The following is a 16181-nucleotide window of genomic DNA, read 5'->3' as shown; positions in this document are numbered from 1 at the left end:
GTCAAATCTAACCGATTCTTCCATCTTTATGGATGGGGTCGGTAAGAAGCTCGGTTGGAACCACGCCCCGTCTAGCGTCCGCCTCGCGCGAATATTTCTTCACATTCGGCGCTATTCCTCCCGTTCGCCCCGTGTCCGTGGCTATAATAGCGGATAACACCTGAGCAACGGATGCTTGACGGGGGAGCCTGCGGCTTATGGCCGCGCCGATCGCATCCGCGCACCCACCCGCGCAGACCGCGCCGACCGCAGATGGAGGAGTTCATGGCCTACTATTTCGAAGAGCCGTCCCGCACGTTCAACGAGTACCTGCTTGTTCCCGGTTACTCGTCGTCCGAGTGCATCCCGCAGGACGTGAGCTTGAAAACGCCGCTCGTGAAGTACAAGCGCGGCGAGGAGCCGGCCATTTCGCTGAACATTCCCATGGTGTCCGCCATCATGCAGTCCGTGTCCGACGACGGCATGGCCATCGCATTGGCCACCGAGGGCGGCCTGTCGTTCATCTTCGGCTCCCAGACCATCGAGAACCAGGCGGCCATGGTCGCCCGCGTGAAGGACTACAAGGCCGGCTTCGTCACAAGCGACGCGAACCTTTCGCCCTCCATGACGTTGGCCGACGTGGTGGCTCTCAAAGAAGAGCACGGTCACTCCACCATGCCCGTCACCGAGGACGGCTCGGCGCACGGCAAGCTCGTGGGCGTGGTCACCGACCGCGACTACCGCCTGTCGCGCATGTCCATGGACGAGAAGGTGGAGAACTTCATGACGCCGCGCGAGAGCATGATCGTGGCGCCCATGGACACCAGCCTGAAGGTTGCCAACGACATCATCTGGGACAACAAGCTGAACTCGCTGCCCATCGTGGACGACGCCGACCATCTGATGTACCTGGTGTTCCGCAAGGACTACGACTCTCACAAATCCAACCCCAACGAGATGCTCGATTCCCATAAGCGCTACCAGGTGGGCGCGGGCATCAACACGCGCGACTACGCCGAGCGCGTGCCGGCGCTGGTGGAAGCCGGCGCCGACGTGCTGTGCATCGACAGCTCCGAGGGCTATTCCGCCTGGCAGAAGTTCACCATCGAGTGGATCCGCGAGCATTACGGCGACTCCGTGAAGGTGGGCGCCGGCAACGTGGTGGACGCCGAGGGCTTCCGCTTTCTGGCCGACGCGGGCGCCGACTTCATCAAGATCGGCATCGGCGGCGGCTCCATCTGCATCACGCGCGAGCAGAAGGGCATCGGCCGCGGCCAGGCCACGGCGACCATCGAGGTGGCGAAGGCGCGCGACGAGTACTTCGAGGAGACGGGCGTGTACATCCCCATCTGCTCCGACGGCGGCATCGTGTACGACCATCACCTCACGCTGGCCCTGGCCATGGGCGCCGACTTCGTCATGCTGGGCCGCTACTTCGCCCGCTTCGACGAGAGCCCCACGAACAAGGTGAACATCAACGGCTCTTACATGAAGGAGTACTGGGGCGAGGGCTCGGCCCGCGCGCGCAACTGGCAGCGCTACGATTTGGGCGGCGACAAGAAGAGCATGTCGTTCGAGGAGGGCGTGGACAGCTACGTGCCCTACGCCGGCTCGCTCAAGGACAACCTGGACCTCACGTTGTCCAAGGTGAAGTCCACCATGTGCAACTGCGGCGCCTTGACGATTCCCGAGTTGCAGCAGAAGGCGAAGCTCACCGTGGTGTCGTCCACGTCCATCGTGGAAGGCGGCGCGCACGACGTGGTGCTGAAGGACAAGACCCCCTACGTGAGCAACACCATTCACTAAGCCGAGGTTTGCGTTTTCAAATGGGCAAAGTGCCGTCCTCTCATGGGGCGGCACTTTTTCGTTTCAAGAAGTTTGGACATCCTGCTGCGACGGCAACGCCGATACCCCGGGGTTGGCCTTGATGATGGCGTGCAGCTCGTCGATGTAGCGCAGCAACAGAGGGCTCGGGCGGCGCTCGTTGTGCATGATGTAGCCCACCTGCATGCGCTCGTCCACGTCGAGCGGGATGCTGGCGATGCCCGACTGCATTTCCGCCGACAGCACGCCGGTGGACAAGGTGTAGCCGTTGTGGCTGGTCAGCAGGTTGGTGAGCGTGCCGCGATCCGAGATGCGGATGTTGCGCGCGTGCGGCAGGTAGCTCAGGGGCTCCTCGGAGTAGTAGAACGAGTTCGCCGTGCCCTGCTCGAACGAGTAGCGCGGGTAGGGTTCCAGGTCCTCCGGGGCCAGCAGCCGGGCGCCCGCCAGCGGGTGATGCTCGCCCACGAACACGTGCACGCGCGCGTCGAACAGGGGGGAGTAGGCCACGTCGGCGTCGTCGAACGCCTTCTGCAGCACGCGGCGGTTGAAGCCGTCGGTGTAGAGCACGCCCACCTCGCTGCGGAACGTGCGCACGTCGTCGATGATCTCGCCCGTGGCGCTCTCGCGCAGGATGAACTCGTAGTCGTCCCCTTCGCATTGCTCCACCACGTTCACGAACGCCTGCACGCTGAACGCGTAATGCTGCGTGGAGACAGCGAGCCGCAGGTGCTGGTCGGTGCCGGTGGCGTAACGGTGCTCCAGCATGTCGGCCTGCTCGATGACCTGGCGCGCGTAGCCCAGAAGCTCCGTGCCGTCGTTCGTGAGCGTGACGCCGCGGTTGCTGCGCGTGAACACGGTGATGCCCAGCTCCTGCTCCAGCTCCTTGATGGCCGTGGACAGGTTCGACTGTGAGGCGTACAGGTTCTGCGCCGCCGCGTTGATGGAACCGTATTCGGCTATCGCAATGAGGTAGCGCAGCTGCTGCAAGGTCATGGGGTGCTCCGTTGGGTCGCCGGGCTTGTCGTCGTCATTGTACCCGGTTATCGCCTGTTCCGATAGCCGGATGTCCTCGCCGGGGCGCTCTGCCGTCCGTCCGACGAAGTCGCCCTCACGATGCCGGTATGAAAGCGGGGGATATCACTCGGCCGGCCATACGGGGACGGCGCGGGTTTCGGCGACAATGCATGCGAAGAAGTGCCGCTTCCGCTCGGTGCCGGGGTCTCGGGCGCCGCGGCCGTGGGCTAGGGGGCCCGAAAGGCGGCATCAACTCGCAACGGAGGGGGAGCTCCATGTCCGATTCGACGGTTGCCCGTGTCAAGGGCGAGCGCATGCGCACGCTGGCGTGCTCGACGTTCGCCTTGCTGTTCCTCGGGCTCATCTACGCGTTCTCGATGTTCGCAGCGCCCATGAGCGCGGCGTTCGAGCTTGAAAAGGGCGCGGTGGGCCTTACGTTCAACATCATGATGATAGCGTTCTGCATCGGCGCCATCCTGGGCTCTCAGGTAGAGCGGCGCATCGGCGTGAAGGGCGCCATCGTCATCGCGGCCGCGTTGTTCTTCTGCGGGTTCGCGGGCACGGGGCTGTTCGCGAAGGGGAGCATCGCGATGGTGTACGGGTGCTACGGCGTGCTGGGCGGTTTGGGGGTGGGCATGGGGTACAACACCATCGTGTCCACGACGAACCTGTGGTTCCCCGACAAGGTGGGCTTCTCGTCGGGCGTGCTCATGATGGGCTTCGGTCTGGGGTCGCTCATTCTGGGCACGTTGTCGGTGAATCTGGTGCCCCTGTTCGGCTTGGGCACCGTGTTCGCGGGCATCGGCGTTGCCGGAGGTGTGGTGGCGGTGGCTGCGGCGTTCATGCTGCGCCGTCCGCCGGAGAACATCGTGGCGCTCATGGCGCCCGAGCAGGCGTCGGCGGCCGGCCACGATCCGGGCAGCGGCGACGCGGTTCTCAAGACCCCCATCCTGTATCTGTTCTGGATATGGGCCGTCATCGTGGTGGCCATCGGGCTGGCCACCATCGGCAACTGCGCGGCCAACGCCCAGCTCGTCGGCCTCGACGCAGCCTTCGCCACGCTGCTGGTGGGGTTGGTGTCCACGTGCAACGGGCTGGCGCGCGTGGTGGTGGGCATGATCTACGACCGCACCAACGTGAAGGTGACCATGTTCGTGGACGGCGCCGTGGCCGCCGCAGCCTGCGCCTGCATCATCGGGGCCTTCGCCACCGGCACGCCGGCGCTCTACGTTGCCGGCGCGCTGTGCTGCGGCTTCGCTTACGGCGGCGAGCCGGTGGTGGCGTCGGCCTTCGCGCGCCAGCGCTACGGTTCGAAGAAGTATCCGCTCAACCTGTCCATCATCAACACGTCCATCATCTACGGCTCGCTGCTCAGCATGGCCGCGCAGGCGGCGGCCGGCGGCGTGGACAGCCCGCTGGCCGTGTTCTCCATCCTGGGCGTGCTCTCGGTGGTGGCCTTGATCGACGTGCTGCCGTTCTCGAAGAAGTGGAACGCCGATCTGCGGGCGCTGCGCGGTTAGGCGTCATCCGAATGTCCCGAATGGGGACAGTCCCCATTTGGGACATTCGCCTCCGCGTTCCGCCGAGCTATCTAAACGAGCGATAGCAAAGCATCAAAACATCGAATGACGTGCATGGTTGTATTTGCCGCCCGTTAGTGGTTTCATGCTATACGCTGCAAAAACGGAACCGAGCAAGGAGTAACCATGGCGAAGGACATCCCCGTATCCCAGAAATACTACGATCCGGAGATCGAATGCATGCCGCGGCCCGAACTGGAAGCGCTGCAACTGCAACGCCTGAAGGACATGGTGGCCTACGCGTACGAGAACACGGTGTACTACAAGCGCGCGTTCGACGAGGCCGGCGTGAAGCCGGGCGACATCGAGACGCTGGCCGACATCGCGAAGTTCCCGTTCATCGACAAGAAGACCGAGCGCGAGACCCAGCATGTGGGCTCGTTCTTCGGCGAGATGTGCTCCGTGCCCGAAGAGGACGTCATCTTCATGGCCACCTCGTCCGGCTCCACGGGCGTGCCCACGGTGAGCCCCTTCACGCAGGAGGACTTCGACCTGTGGCAGGACACCGAGGCGCGCCTGTTCTGGCAGGCCGGCATGCGGCCGAACGACCGCTACGTGCACGCGCTCAACTTCGCGCTGTACGTGGGCGGGCCCGACGTCATCGGCGCGCAGCGCCTGGGCGCGCTGGCCATCTGGGTGGGCGCCGTGCCCTCCGACCGCCTGCTGTTCGTGCTGAAGCAGTACCAGCCCACCGTCATCTGGACGTCGCCGTCCTACGCCTGGCACCTGGGCGAGGTGGCGAAGGAGAAGGGCTACGACCCCAAGGCCGACTTCAACATCCACACCATCATCGTGGCCGGCGAGGCGGGCGGGTCCATCCCGTCCACGCGCGAGGCCATCGAGAACCTGTGGGGCGCGAAGGTGGTCGACTTCTACGGCCTATCCGACATCTACGGCGCGTGCGCGGCCGCCTGCGAGGCGCACGACGGCCTGCACATCGTGGAGGACCAGATACTCGTGGAGACGGTGGACGTGCGCACGGGCGAGGTGCTGGCCCCGGGCGAGACGGGCGAGCTGGTGTACACCACGCTGTCGAAGAAGGCCCGCCCCATGATCCGCTTCCGCACGGGCGACATCGGCTACGTGTCCACCGACACCTGCGAATGCGGCCGCACGCTGGCGCGCATCTATGTGACCGGCCGCAAGGACGAGATGTTCATCGTGAGTGCCGTCAACGTGTTCCCCACCGACATCGAGTACGTGGTGCGCGGCTTGGACGGTCTGACCGGCGAGTACTCCATTCGCGTGTACGAGCAGGACTTCACCTGCAAGTACGAGGTGTCCGTCGAGCGCTCGCTGGGCAGCGAGGAACCCTACGACGAGGTGGCCGCCCGCACGATGGCCGCCATCAAGGCCCACGTGGGCGTGCGCCCGCAGAAGGTTATCGTGTATGATGCGGGCAAACTGGGCACGTCGTCCGAGCACAAGGCGTCGCGCTTCATCGACGAGCGCGGCTGCCAGACCCGATAACCCTCCCTGTCATCCTGAGCGGAGCGCCGCAGGCGCGGAGTCGAAGGATCTCGCTGAAAGGAACCATCTATGACCATTGAAACCACGTTCGCCGTTTCCGGCCAGCACTACCTGTTCAACGTGCAGACGTTCGCCCACACTGTGCTGGCGTTGGGCGGTGACTCCTACGCTTACGCGCTGCGCGACCGCACCACCCGCGGCGTCATCGACGACGTTGCGAGCGGGAAGAGCGAGCTGGGCGTGTTGTTCCAGACCTCGGCCACGGCCGACGAGGTGAACGCCGCGCTCGATGCGGCCGGCCTCGAGTTCGTCGAGCTTATCCAGTCCGCCCCGCGCGTCGCCTTGCCGGCGAGCCATCCCATGGTGAACGCCGCGAGCCTGACCTTGGAGGACATGGAAGACTACCCGTACCTGTACTTCGAGCAGGACGAGGACTCGCCGGTCGCCTTCGCCGAGGAGGCCCTGGCCGCCACGCCGCGCGCCAAGAGCATCGCCTGCACCGACCGCGCCTCGCTCTCCGAGCTCATCGTGGCGCTCAACGGCTACACGGTGACGAGCGGCATCCTCGTGGGCATCTCCGACGGCGCCGGCCTGAACACCGTGCCCTTGGACACCGACGTGCAGCTGCATCTGGGCTACGTGGTGCGCAAGGGGGAGCAGCTGGGCGAGACGGGCCAGCGCTTCGTGGACACGCTCAATAAGAACCTGGTGAAGTACGCCCGGTTCTAGGGTTCCGCTGGCCTACGGCCCGCGGAACCTGCCGACGCTGCGGCCGGCCGTTATGCGGCCTCCGGCCGCATGGCAGGCATCGCTTCGCTCGCTTGCCGCTCCGTGGCCGCTCGCGCCTCAACGACGAAGGCCGGCCTCGCAGGGGCCGGCCTTCGCTTTGCCGTCCGCTTGCGCGGGGCTACATCAGAAGAGGTGCCTCTTGCCGATCGTCCACGTCGTGGACACCGGCTTCATGGGCACGATGGCCTCGTCGTCATCTGCGAAGGCGATAGGAGCGGTTTCTCCGTCCTCCCCGCATGCTTCCGCGTCCATCCGTCCCGTCTGCTTGGCGAACGAGCCGAAGGCGACGAGGGCGGCAAGCGCGACGACTCCCGCTAGAGCGCCCAAGGTCCACGGCACTTCGTCGCCGGTCGCGGCGAGGGGCGTGAGCGTGCCGCGCGGCGGAGTTTTGCCGCCCGTGCCGCCGTCTCCCCTCGGCGTGTCGCCGCCGGGATTGTCTCCTCCCGGATTGTCCCCGCCCGGGTTGTCGCCTCCGGGGTTGTCGGTGACCTCGGCGAACGATACGCTCACGGCAACGGGCCCGTCGATCTTCTCGACGACGAGCTTGGTTCCCTCGACCGTGTAGGCCTGGCCCGTCTGCACGTTCACCTTCATGCCGTCGATCTGGTATCCGCTGGCGGGCGCGAGGTCGAACACGGCGTCATCGCCCGCGTCGACGACATCCTTCTCGGGCGTTGCGGTGCCGTTCTCGGCCGTTGCCTTCACCTGGTAGCGCACCGGCTGGTTCTCCACGTTCTCCACCGCGGTTTTCAGCGCGGAGAAGGCGTTTTGCGCGGTGGCGTCGGTGGCGGCCTGGGCCTCGCTCACGGCGGCGTCGAGCGCGGCGGTCAAGGTGTCGTCGAACACGCGGCCGTTCTGGGCGTCCACGTCCATGCGCGCTTTGAGCTCCTGCGCGTAGGCGATGCCGTCGGCCAGGGCTTCGCGCACCTTCGAAAGGTCGGTCGACGCGTACAGCGCGGCGACGTCGTCCTCGGCGAGCGGGCGGGCCCACATCTGCAGGTCGTCCATGTCGAAGCCGATGTTGCCGTACTGCCTGCTCGCATCGATGCCCAGGTACAGGGGCAGGTTGCTGGTCATGTTGCCGACGCCTGCTATGTCGGCTTCCTTCTTCAACTCTCCGTCGAAGTACGTGCGCGCGGTTTGGCTCTCGCGGTCGACGGTGAACGACATCATGTGCCATGCGCCCACGTAGTTGTCCACGTCGCCGGTGCAGTACACGCCTCCGCTGCCGCCGGTTCCGTCTCCCAAGGTGAACTCGAGCTTGGTGGTGTCGCCCGCCTGGGGGGCGACGTTGATGCCGGAGCGCCACCAGTTCGCCCAGTTCTTGTTGCTGAGGATGGACGAGTAGCCGCTATGGGAGTTGACTTTGATCCAGAAGTTGACGGTGAGGTTCTTGTCGGTGCCCAGATCCAGCTGCGCGGGCTTGCCCAAGTCGATGTAGGTGCCGTTGCCGCTTCCCAGTCGAACGGCCTTCCCGTGGTCCGCCCGGTAGCTGTCGGCAAAGCCGACGTTCCCGGTCGGCGTGCCCGTCACGCCGCCGACGGAGTCGCTCAGGTCGCCCTCGAAACCCATGTCGAAGAACAGGTCGTCTTCGATGTCTTCGGGCAGCGTCGCTTCGGGCAGGGTGGGGAACTCCATCGTTCCGGCCGTGCGGAAGGTTCCCTCCAGGGGCACGGCCGAGGCGTTCTGGAAGTCGTCGTACGCGACGACTTTGACGCGGTAGGTGGTGGCCGGCTTCAGCCCCGTCAGGTCGAAACCCATGGTTTGCGGCGTCATGTACCAGCGCGAGTACGCCTTGAACGAGCCGGTGAACGACTTGGGCGCGTTGTTGCCGAAGTCGGGAACCTGGTTCGCCTTGAACGAAGCAGGGTTGCCGGCGCTGTCCGTGATGCCGATCTCGTAGTAGTTCACCAGCTGGTCGTCCACGGCCTGGGTGAACCCGAGCGTGGCCGACGTCTCCGTGAGGTTGGCGGCCGTGGCGGCGGCGCCGTCTTCCCACCACGGGGCCGTGGTGCTGCGCTTGCCGTCGGTGTACTGGAAGCCCGCCTTCCCCTGGGTCGTGTCCACCACCCAGGGCATGCCGATCCAGCGCTCGTGCGTGACGTCGAACCGGCGGATGACCGTCGAGCCGTCTTCAAGGACGGATATGAAATTGCAGGTCTTCTCGGAGATCTCGCCGGTTCCCTGGTTGCCGCCGAAGTAGCCGCCTCCCAGGAAATCGGAGGGCACGTCCTGGTAGATGTAGTTCATGGAGCCGTTCTCGAAGAAGGTGAAGTCCTTCTGGTAGATGCTCGTTTCCGGCTCGACCGAGAAGTGGGTGTGGGCCGACCCCACCAGCGCCTGGGGATAGTCCTTGAGGATGGTCTGCAGGTCCGCCCCGGCGGTGTCGTAGTTGGCGTGGAAGGGCCCGCCCAGCGAGGTGCCCTGGTAGCCGCTGTGCATCTGCACGAAGATGGGCTTCTTCGGGTCGTAGTCGCCGCGGCCCTTGATGTCGGCCAGCGTTTGCTTGAGGAAGTCTTGGTAACCGGTCCTCTGACCGCCGTATCCGAACGTCGTCGGCCCGTTGTAGTCGAGCGTGATGAAGTCGTACCCGTTGACGACCACGTGGTAGTTGCTTATGTTGTTGGTGCTCTGGTTCGGATAGAACCATTTCCCATCGCCCTTGTGCTTCTCGTCCAACGTCGTTCCCATGAGGTCGGCGATATCGTGGTTTCCCTGGCTGAACAGCATGTAGCAGTCGTTTCCGAAGTTTTCCGAGAACACCTGCTCGATGGCCCGGTACCAACCGGCCGGCTTCGCGCTGTTCCCCGCCACATGGGCGTTGTACTCGGCCTCGTTCGCACCGACCACGTCGCCGTTGTCCATGACCGCTTGGACGTCGAAGTTCTTCTTGGCGGCCCACGCCGCAATGCGCTGGTACAGGTAGTTGTTGGCCTGGTAGGCGAGCGCCTGCGCCTCGTCGGCCGTGCTCGCGTTGCCCCCGAACTCGGTGTCCGACATGGACAGGAAGGTGAGCTTGGCGGCCTTGTTGTTGTACGCGTCGTTGGCGGCGTCGATGCGCTCTTGGGTCATCGCCGTCGGCGAGTCGTCCGCGAAGGCCGTCTGCGCAAGGCAGAGGGTCGTCGCGATCGCGACGACGGCGGCTGCGCAGAAAAGCGCAGCCGCGCGGGCGCGATAGGCGGGTCTTGCGTTCATGGACACTCCGTTCGGTTGGTGGCGCGCATGGGCTCGCGCGCCGACGAAAGCTACCCTGCTAAAGATAGGGACGCCTTGTTAGCGAACGGTCAGATAGGCGTCAGGATGCGGCCAAATCTGAGTATGGTTTCGGTAAGCCGCTGAATGGAGAGCGGATGCCCCAGGTTGTTTGCGCTACTGCGGTAGCGTCCCCTCGTCGTCGGCTTTCGCCCGTCCCGAAGGTTCCTCGGCGCGGGCAGGCGACCGCTTCGCTTACAGCGGCAACGCTGCTTCAGGCGGTATTTCGTGGATGACCTATTTGTTCATTGTAATTGACAAAAAGTATATTAAAGCCTATTTTGTCAATTACAATGAACAAATTTGGAGGTCCCTATGATAGACCGCCCGCTTTACCTTGACAGGATTCGCCCGTTTATCGGCAAACCGATTATCAAAGTAGTCACCGGAGTGCGCCGATCGGGAAAGTCGACGCTCCTCAAACTCGTGCGCGCGGAGCTGCAATCGCAAGGCGTGCCCGATACAAATATGCTCGATATCAATTTGGAGGCATACGCGAACCGCCATCTTAAAGATCCTGATCTTCTGTATGAACGGGTGAGGACGTGGGTTGGCGAATTGAACGGCTCGAAGGGGTATCTCTTCCTCGACGAGGTGCAAGAAGTCGAAGCGTGGGAGCGGCTCGTTCCCGGGTTGCAGACGGAATTCGAGATCGACGTCTATCTTACGGGTTCCAATGCGCATTTTCTTTCAAGCGAGTTCGCCACCTACCTCAGCGGACGCTACGTGGAGTTCGAGGTTTTCCCGTTCTCGTTTTCGGAGTTCGTGCGCCTTCGAACGGATGACGGAGTTGATGAAACGGTGGACGACGCGTTCGACGTCTATCGAGTGCTCGGAGGATTTCCGTTTCTTTCGTACCTCGATTATGCGCCTGATCCCAGTCGGGAATATTTGCTGAGCATTTACGATACCGTGGTTTTGAAAGACATGGTGGAACGGGAAAGCATCAAGGACGCGTCGTTGCTGGGGGAGCTGCTCCCGTTCTTGATCGCGAACATCGGCCACACGTTCAGCGGGCGCAGTATCGAGCGCATGCTGGAGGGCGAGAATATCTCCATATCCATCGGGTCGGTGCTGAAGTACGTGCAAGTGGCTTGCAACGCCAATTTGCTGTACCGTGCGCCACGGGTCGACGTGATGAGCAAGAAGGTTTTCAAGAGTCAAGAAAAATACTACCTTGTCGACCAAGGTTTGCGGGAAGCGGTGTATGGGAACAACGACCGCAATATCGATCAGGTGCTGGAGAACATCGTGTTCCTCGAACTGCTCCGTTACGGCTGGGGCGTGACGGTAGGCGACAAGCCCTTCGAGGTTTCCGGCGAAAGTCAAAGCGCTTCTGGGAAGCCGAGCGTCGCTTCGCGCGAGATAGATTTCGTAGCTTCGAAGGGGTCGCGCAAGTTGTATGTGCAGGTGTGCTACCTGCTGGCCGACGAGTCGACGATTGAACGGGAGTTCAAGCCGTTGGAGGAGCTGCGAAGCGACTATCCGAAGTACGTGCTGTCGCTCGACAAGGTCGATCGGAGCCGGAACGGCATCGTGCATCGGGATGTCCGCATGTTTCTTTTGGATTCCGACGACCTACTGCGGTAGCGTCCCCTCGTCGTCGGCTTTCGCCCGTCCCGAAGGCTCCTCGGCGCGGGCGCGGGCCTTGGCGTGGGCGGCGGCGCGTGCCGGCGACATGCCGTTGGTCGCCCCGCCTTCGGCTTCCAGCTCGGCCTCGATCGCGCGCACGCGCGCTTTCTCGTGGGCGGACGCGCGCGCCGTCGTGGGGCGTCCGAGCGCTTTCGGCCCCGGGCCCACCGCGTCCCCGTCGTCCTCCGTTTCCTTGGAGAAGCCCAGGCGGATGCTGATGTACTCGCTCACCAGCAGCACGAGCAGAATGCACATGACGATGAGGTAGCCGATCACCGCGCCCGGAAGCCCGGTGAAGTTCACCAGCAGAAGCGGCACGAACAGTGAGAACCCGAACGTGATGATGTAGAGCTTCGTCACGGCGCGCTGCCGCCGCAGCACGGTGATGACCTGGTACAGAAAATCGATAGCCGCCGTCACGCCGCCCGCGGCGATCATGATGTACAAAAGCCCGCGGAACTGCTCGAAGTCGAGCCCGTACAAGAAGCTCATGATGGGGATGCCGATCCATCCCATGACGAACGCCGTCGCCCCCGTGTACGCCACGATCACCAGCATGATGGCCACGATGATCAGGTCGAACTTCCTGCGCTTGGCGGGGTCGCCCCACGCCTCGGCCATGCGCACGAGCAGCGGCTTGTAGATGAGGCCGATGGTGAGCAAGATGCCCTGCGCGGGGAAGTACAGCGCGTTGAAGTACAGCTGGTTGTCGTAGCTCAGCACGCCTTCCATGACGAACTTCGGCATGTTGTCGATGAGCGCGTACAGGAACAGCGCCAGGAACAGCGGGAAGCACTGCTTGAACAGCCTGCCCACGCTGGCCGGGCTCACGCGGCGCGACTTCGGCGTCTCGAACAGCGCGAGCGGGAACGTGAGCACCACGAACGTGACCGCGGCGGCCACGGCCATCACGATGCAGGACACCGGCAGGTTTCGCGTGACGAGCAGGCACAGCGAGAACGCGACGAGCACGATCACCGAGCGGAACGCCTGCGACACGCCGGCCAGGTAGAGCTTGTCCACCTGCTGCAGGCGCCCCTCGTACACGTCGGCCAGGCCGTCGACCATCTTGTACACGTACACGCCCAGGCTGATGGTGAACATCTCGTCCGAATATCCGCGGATCATGCAGTACGCCGCGCCCGCCGCCACCATGACGGCGCACGTGATCCAACGGTTCGCCTGGTAGTCCGAGAACGAATGGGCCTCGTCCAGGTCCGACACCTGGTAGGTGCGCACGCCGTAGTTGGCCAGGTACATGAGCAGCATGCCGGTGACGAACGCCATGGAGAACATGCCGGCCTGCTCCACGCCCACGAGCTGCGTGACCACGACGGTGAGGATGGGGAACACCATGCCCCACGCGCCGATGCCGATGGAGTTCCACACGTAGTCGCGCGTGGTGCGGTGCGCCGCGTACTCTTCTTCCTGCTGCGCGAGCGAGCGTTCGGACACGGCTCCCAGCAGGCGGTTGCACCAGTGGTTCACCTGGCGTGTGACGAAGTTGGGCTTACGGGGCTTGCGCGCCTTGCCGTCGCGGGAGGAGCGGCCTTGGCTGCGGCGGGAGGCGTCGTCGGCGGATTCGCCATCGCCGCGGCGCGCAGTGCCGCCGGTCGGCGTTTCGCCGTCGTGCATGGCGTGCTCGCGGCCTTCGTCCACGTCGGTTTCCGGTTCAGGGCGTCCGTGCCTGCCTCGGGAGCTTGCGGTTTCGGCTTTCGGCCGCGCGTCTGCGGGCGTCATGCCGGAATCGGTCGGTTTTTGCTGTGCTGACGAGCGTTTTCTGTCAAATATGCTGCGGCTCATGACGTTTTCTCGCCAACTCCTTCGCGTTTCACCTTTACCGTTTCTCTCTTTCGAGCATTATATAGTCAGCGCGAGGCCGGCCCCCTAAGATTCACGACAGCAGCAAACGCCGCGTTGAAGCTGGAAGCTCCAGACTTCCGCATCTTTCGATGCTCATGGTGGGATTTAACGCCGGCCCGGCATCGACCGTTGCCGACGTCCCGAATGCAAAAGAAAAGTGGTTTCCTGAGCAGAAATGACGGTGGGGTACCGCTTCGTCTTCGGTGGCCGACAGGCGAGACCGCGTTTCCCCTGCTCGCGTTTTTCCGCCTTCGGCATTGCGAGCAGGAAAAGGTTCCCAAGCAAGCTCCGACGCCTGAAAAGCGGTACCCAACCGTCATTTCTGCTCAGAAATCAAGATGGTGTTTGCATTCGCGAGGTGCGGGGTTTGCCCATTAACGGAAGATTGGCGGCGGCAGGGCAGCTGCGTTGCTGCGCTGCTCCGGCGGTACCGCTATACTTGCAGGATCGACGCACGTGAGAACGGGAGATTCGCATGATCGAGGTTCTATGGCACGGCCGCGGCGGCCAAGGGGCGTTCACGGCGGCCCGGCTGCTGGGCGCGGCCGCGACGTTCAAGAAGGGCCGGCACGCGCTGGCGTTTCCGTCGTTCGGACCTGAGCGGCGCGGCGCGCCCATGCGGGCGTTCACGAAGATGAGCGATGCGCCCATCGGCGACCGCAGCGCCATCAAGCGCGCCGACTTCGTCGTCTACCTCGACGACACCCTGTTGGGCGACGGCTGGGAGGAAGAGCTGAAGCCGGGTGGAACCGTGCTGGTGAACAGCACGGGCGCGTTCGACGACGAGCGCATCGTCGCCTTGGACGCCGACGGCATTTCGAGCGCCGTCTTGGGCCGGCCCATCCCGAACACCGTGTTCCTGGGCGCGCTCTCGGCGCTGTGCGACCGGCTGGACGCCGACGACGTGCGCGAGGCCGTGCGCCAGTACATGCCTGCGAAGCTGCACGCGAAGAACCTGCAGATCATCGATGCCGTGCGTGCGCAGCTGGGCTGTACCGACGGCGAGGAGGAGGCCCGATGAGCACTCAAGAACCCGCGCGCCGCGCCGCGCATATACCCGTTCTGCGCTCGGGCGCGCTCGACCCGCAGGACTTCGCGCACGCCACGTGTTTCGAGGCCGGCTACCTCACCATGACGAACGCCGGTTGGCGCAACGTGCGCCCCGTGGTGGACCTTGCCGCATGCACCGGTTGCCTGCAATGCTATATGTACTGCCCCGACGGCACGGTCTATAAGGTTCCGGCGGCCTCCCGGCCGCCGGAACCGGCCGACGCTGCGGCTTCCCCCGGCACCCGATCTCGCGGCGATGCCGAAGGCTCGCGTACCGAAGTACGCTTCGCCTCCGCCATCCCCACGATATCGGGCACCGGGGAAACCCTCGCTGACCCACTGCGCCAACCCGCACGTTCGCTCAAGCAGCCTGCTACGCGCGTGGCCATCGACTACGACTTCTGCAAGGGCTGCGGCATTTGCGCGAAGATGTGCGCGTTCGGCGCCATCGCCATGGTTTCGGAGAAGGAAGCGCTCGCCGCCGAGGCCGCGCACGACGGGGAAGGCGGGGACGTGCGATGAAACGGTTCCTTTCCGGCGACGAGGCGTTCGCCGAGGGCGTGCGGCTGGCGCGCCCGCAGGTTGTCAGCGCGTATCCCATCACGCCGCAGACGGTGGTGGTGGAGCGTTTGAGCGAGATGGTGGAGGACGGCTCGCTGGCGGCCGAGTACGTGCACGTGGAGTCCGAGCACTCGGCGCTGTCGTGCGCCATCGGGGCTGCGGCCACGGGCGCGCGCACGTTCACGGCCACGTCGAGCCAGGGCCTGCTGTACATGGCCGAGTGCCTTACCTACGCGTCGGGCGGCCGGTTCCCCATCGTCATGATGAACGCGAACCGCGCCACGGCGCTGCCGTGGAACATCTACGGCGACCAGCGCGACTCGCTCTCGCTGCTCGACCACGGTTGGATCCAGGTGTACGCCCAGGACAACCAGGAGGCGCTCGACTTGGCGCTCATGGCCTACGCGGTGGCCGAGGACCCGGCGGTGCGCACGCCCGTCATGGTGAACCTGGACGGATTCGCGCTCACGCACACCTACGAGACGGTGGACGTGCCCGCGCCCGAAGAGGCTGACGCCTTCCTGCCGCCCTACGACGGGGCGGGCAACCGCTTCGACTTCGAGCATCCGGTGAACATCGGCTTCTCGGCGGGGTCCGAGTACGACCGCTACTTCAAGTACTGGGAGCACCGCGACATGCTGGAAGCCGCTCCGGCGGCCGTCGAACGGGCGGAGGCGCGTTTCGCCGAGGTGTTCGGCCGCCGCTATCCCGGCATGGTGGAGGCGTACCGCACGGACGACGCCGACGTGGTGCTGGTAACGCTGGGATCCATCGCGGGCCTTGCGCGCGCCGTGGTGGACGAGCTGCGCGCGGCGGGCGAGCGCGCGGGGCTTTTGCGCATCCGCTATCTGCGCCCGATGCCGGCCGCCGCCGTCGTGCAGGCGGTGCGCGGCGCGCGTGCGGTGGGCGTGCTGGAGAAGGACGTGTCGTTCGGCGCCGAGGGCACCGTGTTCACGAACGTGAACTCCGCGCTCCAACAGGCAGGGGCGGGCGTTCCCACGTACAACTTCATCGGAGGCCTGGGCGGCGACGACATCTCGGAAGCGCAGATGAAGGGCATGTTTCGGGTGCTGCAAGAAGCGGCGGGCGGCAAAACGGACGTCGCGTGCGTGTCGTTCCTGGGCATCGACTCGCCGGCAGACGCCGTCGCGGAAGGGAGGCGGTAAC

General features: G+C 64.6%; 11 protein-coding genes. 8 read left to right on the top strand and 3 right to left on the bottom strand.

Annotated elements, in window-relative coordinates; translation table 11 throughout:
- Positions 1-264: 264 nt before the first annotated feature.
- Positions 265-1785, top strand: coding sequence for an IMP dehydrogenase (locus tag C1878_RS09710; RefSeq protein WP_114601409.1), 1521 nt, complete (start codon positions 265-267; stop codon positions 1783-1785).
- A gap of 63 nt (positions 1786-1848) precedes the next feature.
- Here C1878_RS09710 and C1878_RS09705 read toward each other — a convergent pair whose 3' ends face one another.
- Positions 1849-2796 carry a LysR family transcriptional regulator gene (locus C1878_RS09705; protein ID WP_114601408.1) on the bottom strand — a complete coding sequence of 316 codons (948 nt, stop codon included), beginning with the start codon at positions 2794-2796 and terminating at the stop codon, positions 1849-1851.
- 296 nt (positions 2797-3092) lie between these two features.
- Here C1878_RS09705 and C1878_RS09700 point away from each other — a divergent pair, with 296 nt between their 5' ends.
- The 3 genes from C1878_RS09700 to C1878_RS09690 all read left to right on the top strand — a co-directional run bounded on the left by C1878_RS09700 (position 3093) and on the right by C1878_RS09690 (position 6596).
- On the top strand, positions 3093-4337 hold the full coding sequence (locus C1878_RS09700; protein ID WP_158539782.1) for an MFS transporter: 1245 nt from the start codon (positions 3093-3095) through the stop codon (positions 4335-4337).
- A 186-nt stretch (positions 4338-4523) separates the two neighbouring features.
- Positions 4524-5867 (top strand): phenylacetate--CoA ligase family protein, encoded by a 1344-nt coding sequence (locus C1878_RS09695; RefSeq protein WP_114601406.1) that lies wholly within the window; start codon positions 4524-4526, stop codon positions 5865-5867.
- 69 nt (positions 5868-5936) lie between these two features.
- Positions 5937-6596, top strand: coding sequence for a LysR family transcriptional regulator substrate-binding protein (locus C1878_RS09690; RefSeq protein WP_114601405.1), 660 nt, complete (start codon positions 5937-5939; stop codon positions 6594-6596).
- A gap of 183 nt (positions 6597-6779) precedes the next feature.
- On the opposite strand, the gene C1878_RS09685 is transcribed toward C1878_RS09690, so the two are convergent.
- Positions 6780-9851 (bottom strand): LamG-like jellyroll fold domain-containing protein, encoded by a 3072-nt coding sequence (locus C1878_RS09685; RefSeq protein WP_114601404.1) that lies wholly within the window; start codon positions 9849-9851, stop codon positions 6780-6782.
- Positions 9852-10223: 372 nt separating this feature from the next.
- Between C1878_RS09685 and C1878_RS09680 the strand changes: the two genes are divergently transcribed.
- Positions 10224-11498, top strand: coding sequence for an ATP-binding protein (locus tag C1878_RS09680; protein WP_114601403.1), 1275 nt, complete (start codon positions 10224-10226; stop codon positions 11496-11498).
- Here C1878_RS09680 and C1878_RS09675 read toward each other — a convergent pair.
- The gene (locus tag C1878_RS09675) at positions 11487-13199 is read right to left on the bottom strand and encodes a lipopolysaccharide biosynthesis protein (protein WP_241963693.1); all 1713 of its coding nucleotides are present in this window, start codon (positions 13197-13199) and stop codon (positions 11487-11489) included. The genes C1878_RS09680 and C1878_RS09675 overlap by 12 nt on opposite strands.
- 679 nt (positions 13200-13878) lie before the next feature.
- On the opposite strand from C1878_RS09675, the gene C1878_RS09670 reads away from it, so the two are divergent.
- Genes C1878_RS09670 through C1878_RS09660 form a run of 3 tightly spaced genes read left to right on the top strand, consistent with a single transcriptional unit; the run spans position 13879 to position 16180 of the window.
- The gene (locus tag C1878_RS09670; RefSeq protein ID WP_114601402.1) at positions 13879-14424 is read left to right on the top strand and encodes a 2-oxoacid:acceptor oxidoreductase family protein; all 546 of its coding nucleotides are present in this window, start codon (positions 13879-13881) and stop codon (positions 14422-14424) included.
- Complete coding sequence (locus C1878_RS09665; protein ID WP_114601401.1) at positions 14421-14975, top strand: 4Fe-4S binding protein; 555 nt, start codon at positions 14421-14423, stop codon at positions 14973-14975. Before C1878_RS09670 ends, C1878_RS09665 begins: the two co-directional genes overlap by 4 nt.
- Entirely contained in the window at positions 14972-16180 is a 1209-nt protein-coding gene (locus C1878_RS09660; RefSeq protein ID WP_114601400.1) for a transketolase C-terminal domain-containing protein, read from the top strand. Before C1878_RS09665 ends, C1878_RS09660 begins: the two co-directional genes overlap by 4 nt.
- The last annotated feature ends 1 nt before the right edge of the window (position 16181 follow it).

It is taken from the genome of Gordonibacter sp. 28C, assembly GCF_003339845.1.
Classification (GTDB): domain Bacteria; phylum Actinomycetota; class Coriobacteriia; order Coriobacteriales; family Eggerthellaceae; genus Gordonibacter.
This window is presented reverse-complemented; position numbering and strand designations above follow the sequence as displayed.

Bases quoted from the DNA above. Each gene is read 5' to 3' on its own strand.
- C1878_RS09705 (WP_114601408.1), bottom strand. From the start codon at position 2,796: ATGACCTTGCAGCAGCTGCGCTACCTCATTGCGATAGCCGAATACGGT.
- C1878_RS09660 (WP_114601400.1), top strand. From the start codon at position 14,972: ATGAAACGGTTCCTTTCCGGCGACGAGGCGTTCGCCGAGGGCGTGCGG.
- C1878_RS09685 (WP_114601404.1), bottom strand. From the start codon at position 9,851: ATGAACGCAAGACCCGCCTATCGCGCCCGCGCGGCTGCGCTTTTCTGC.
- C1878_RS09695 (WP_114601406.1), top strand. From the start codon at position 4,524: ATGGCGAAGGACATCCCCGTATCCCAGAAATACTACGATCCGGAGATC.
- C1878_RS09670 (WP_114601402.1), top strand. From the start codon at position 13,879: ATGATCGAGGTTCTATGGCACGGCCGCGGCGGCCAAGGGGCGTTCACG.
- C1878_RS09665 (WP_114601401.1), top strand. From the start codon at position 14,421: ATGAGCACTCAAGAACCCGCGCGCCGCGCCGCGCATATACCCGTTCTG.
- C1878_RS09680 (WP_114601403.1), top strand. From the start codon at position 10,224: ATGATAGACCGCCCGCTTTACCTTGACAGGATTCGCCCGTTTATCGGC.
- C1878_RS09710 (WP_114601409.1), top strand. From the start codon at position 265: ATGGCCTACTATTTCGAAGAGCCGTCCCGCACGTTCAACGAGTACCTG.
- C1878_RS09690 (WP_114601405.1), top strand. From the start codon at position 5,937: ATGACCATTGAAACCACGTTCGCCGTTTCCGGCCAGCACTACCTGTTC.
- C1878_RS09700 (WP_158539782.1), top strand. From the start codon at position 3,093: ATGTCCGATTCGACGGTTGCCCGTGTCAAGGGCGAGCGCATGCGCACG.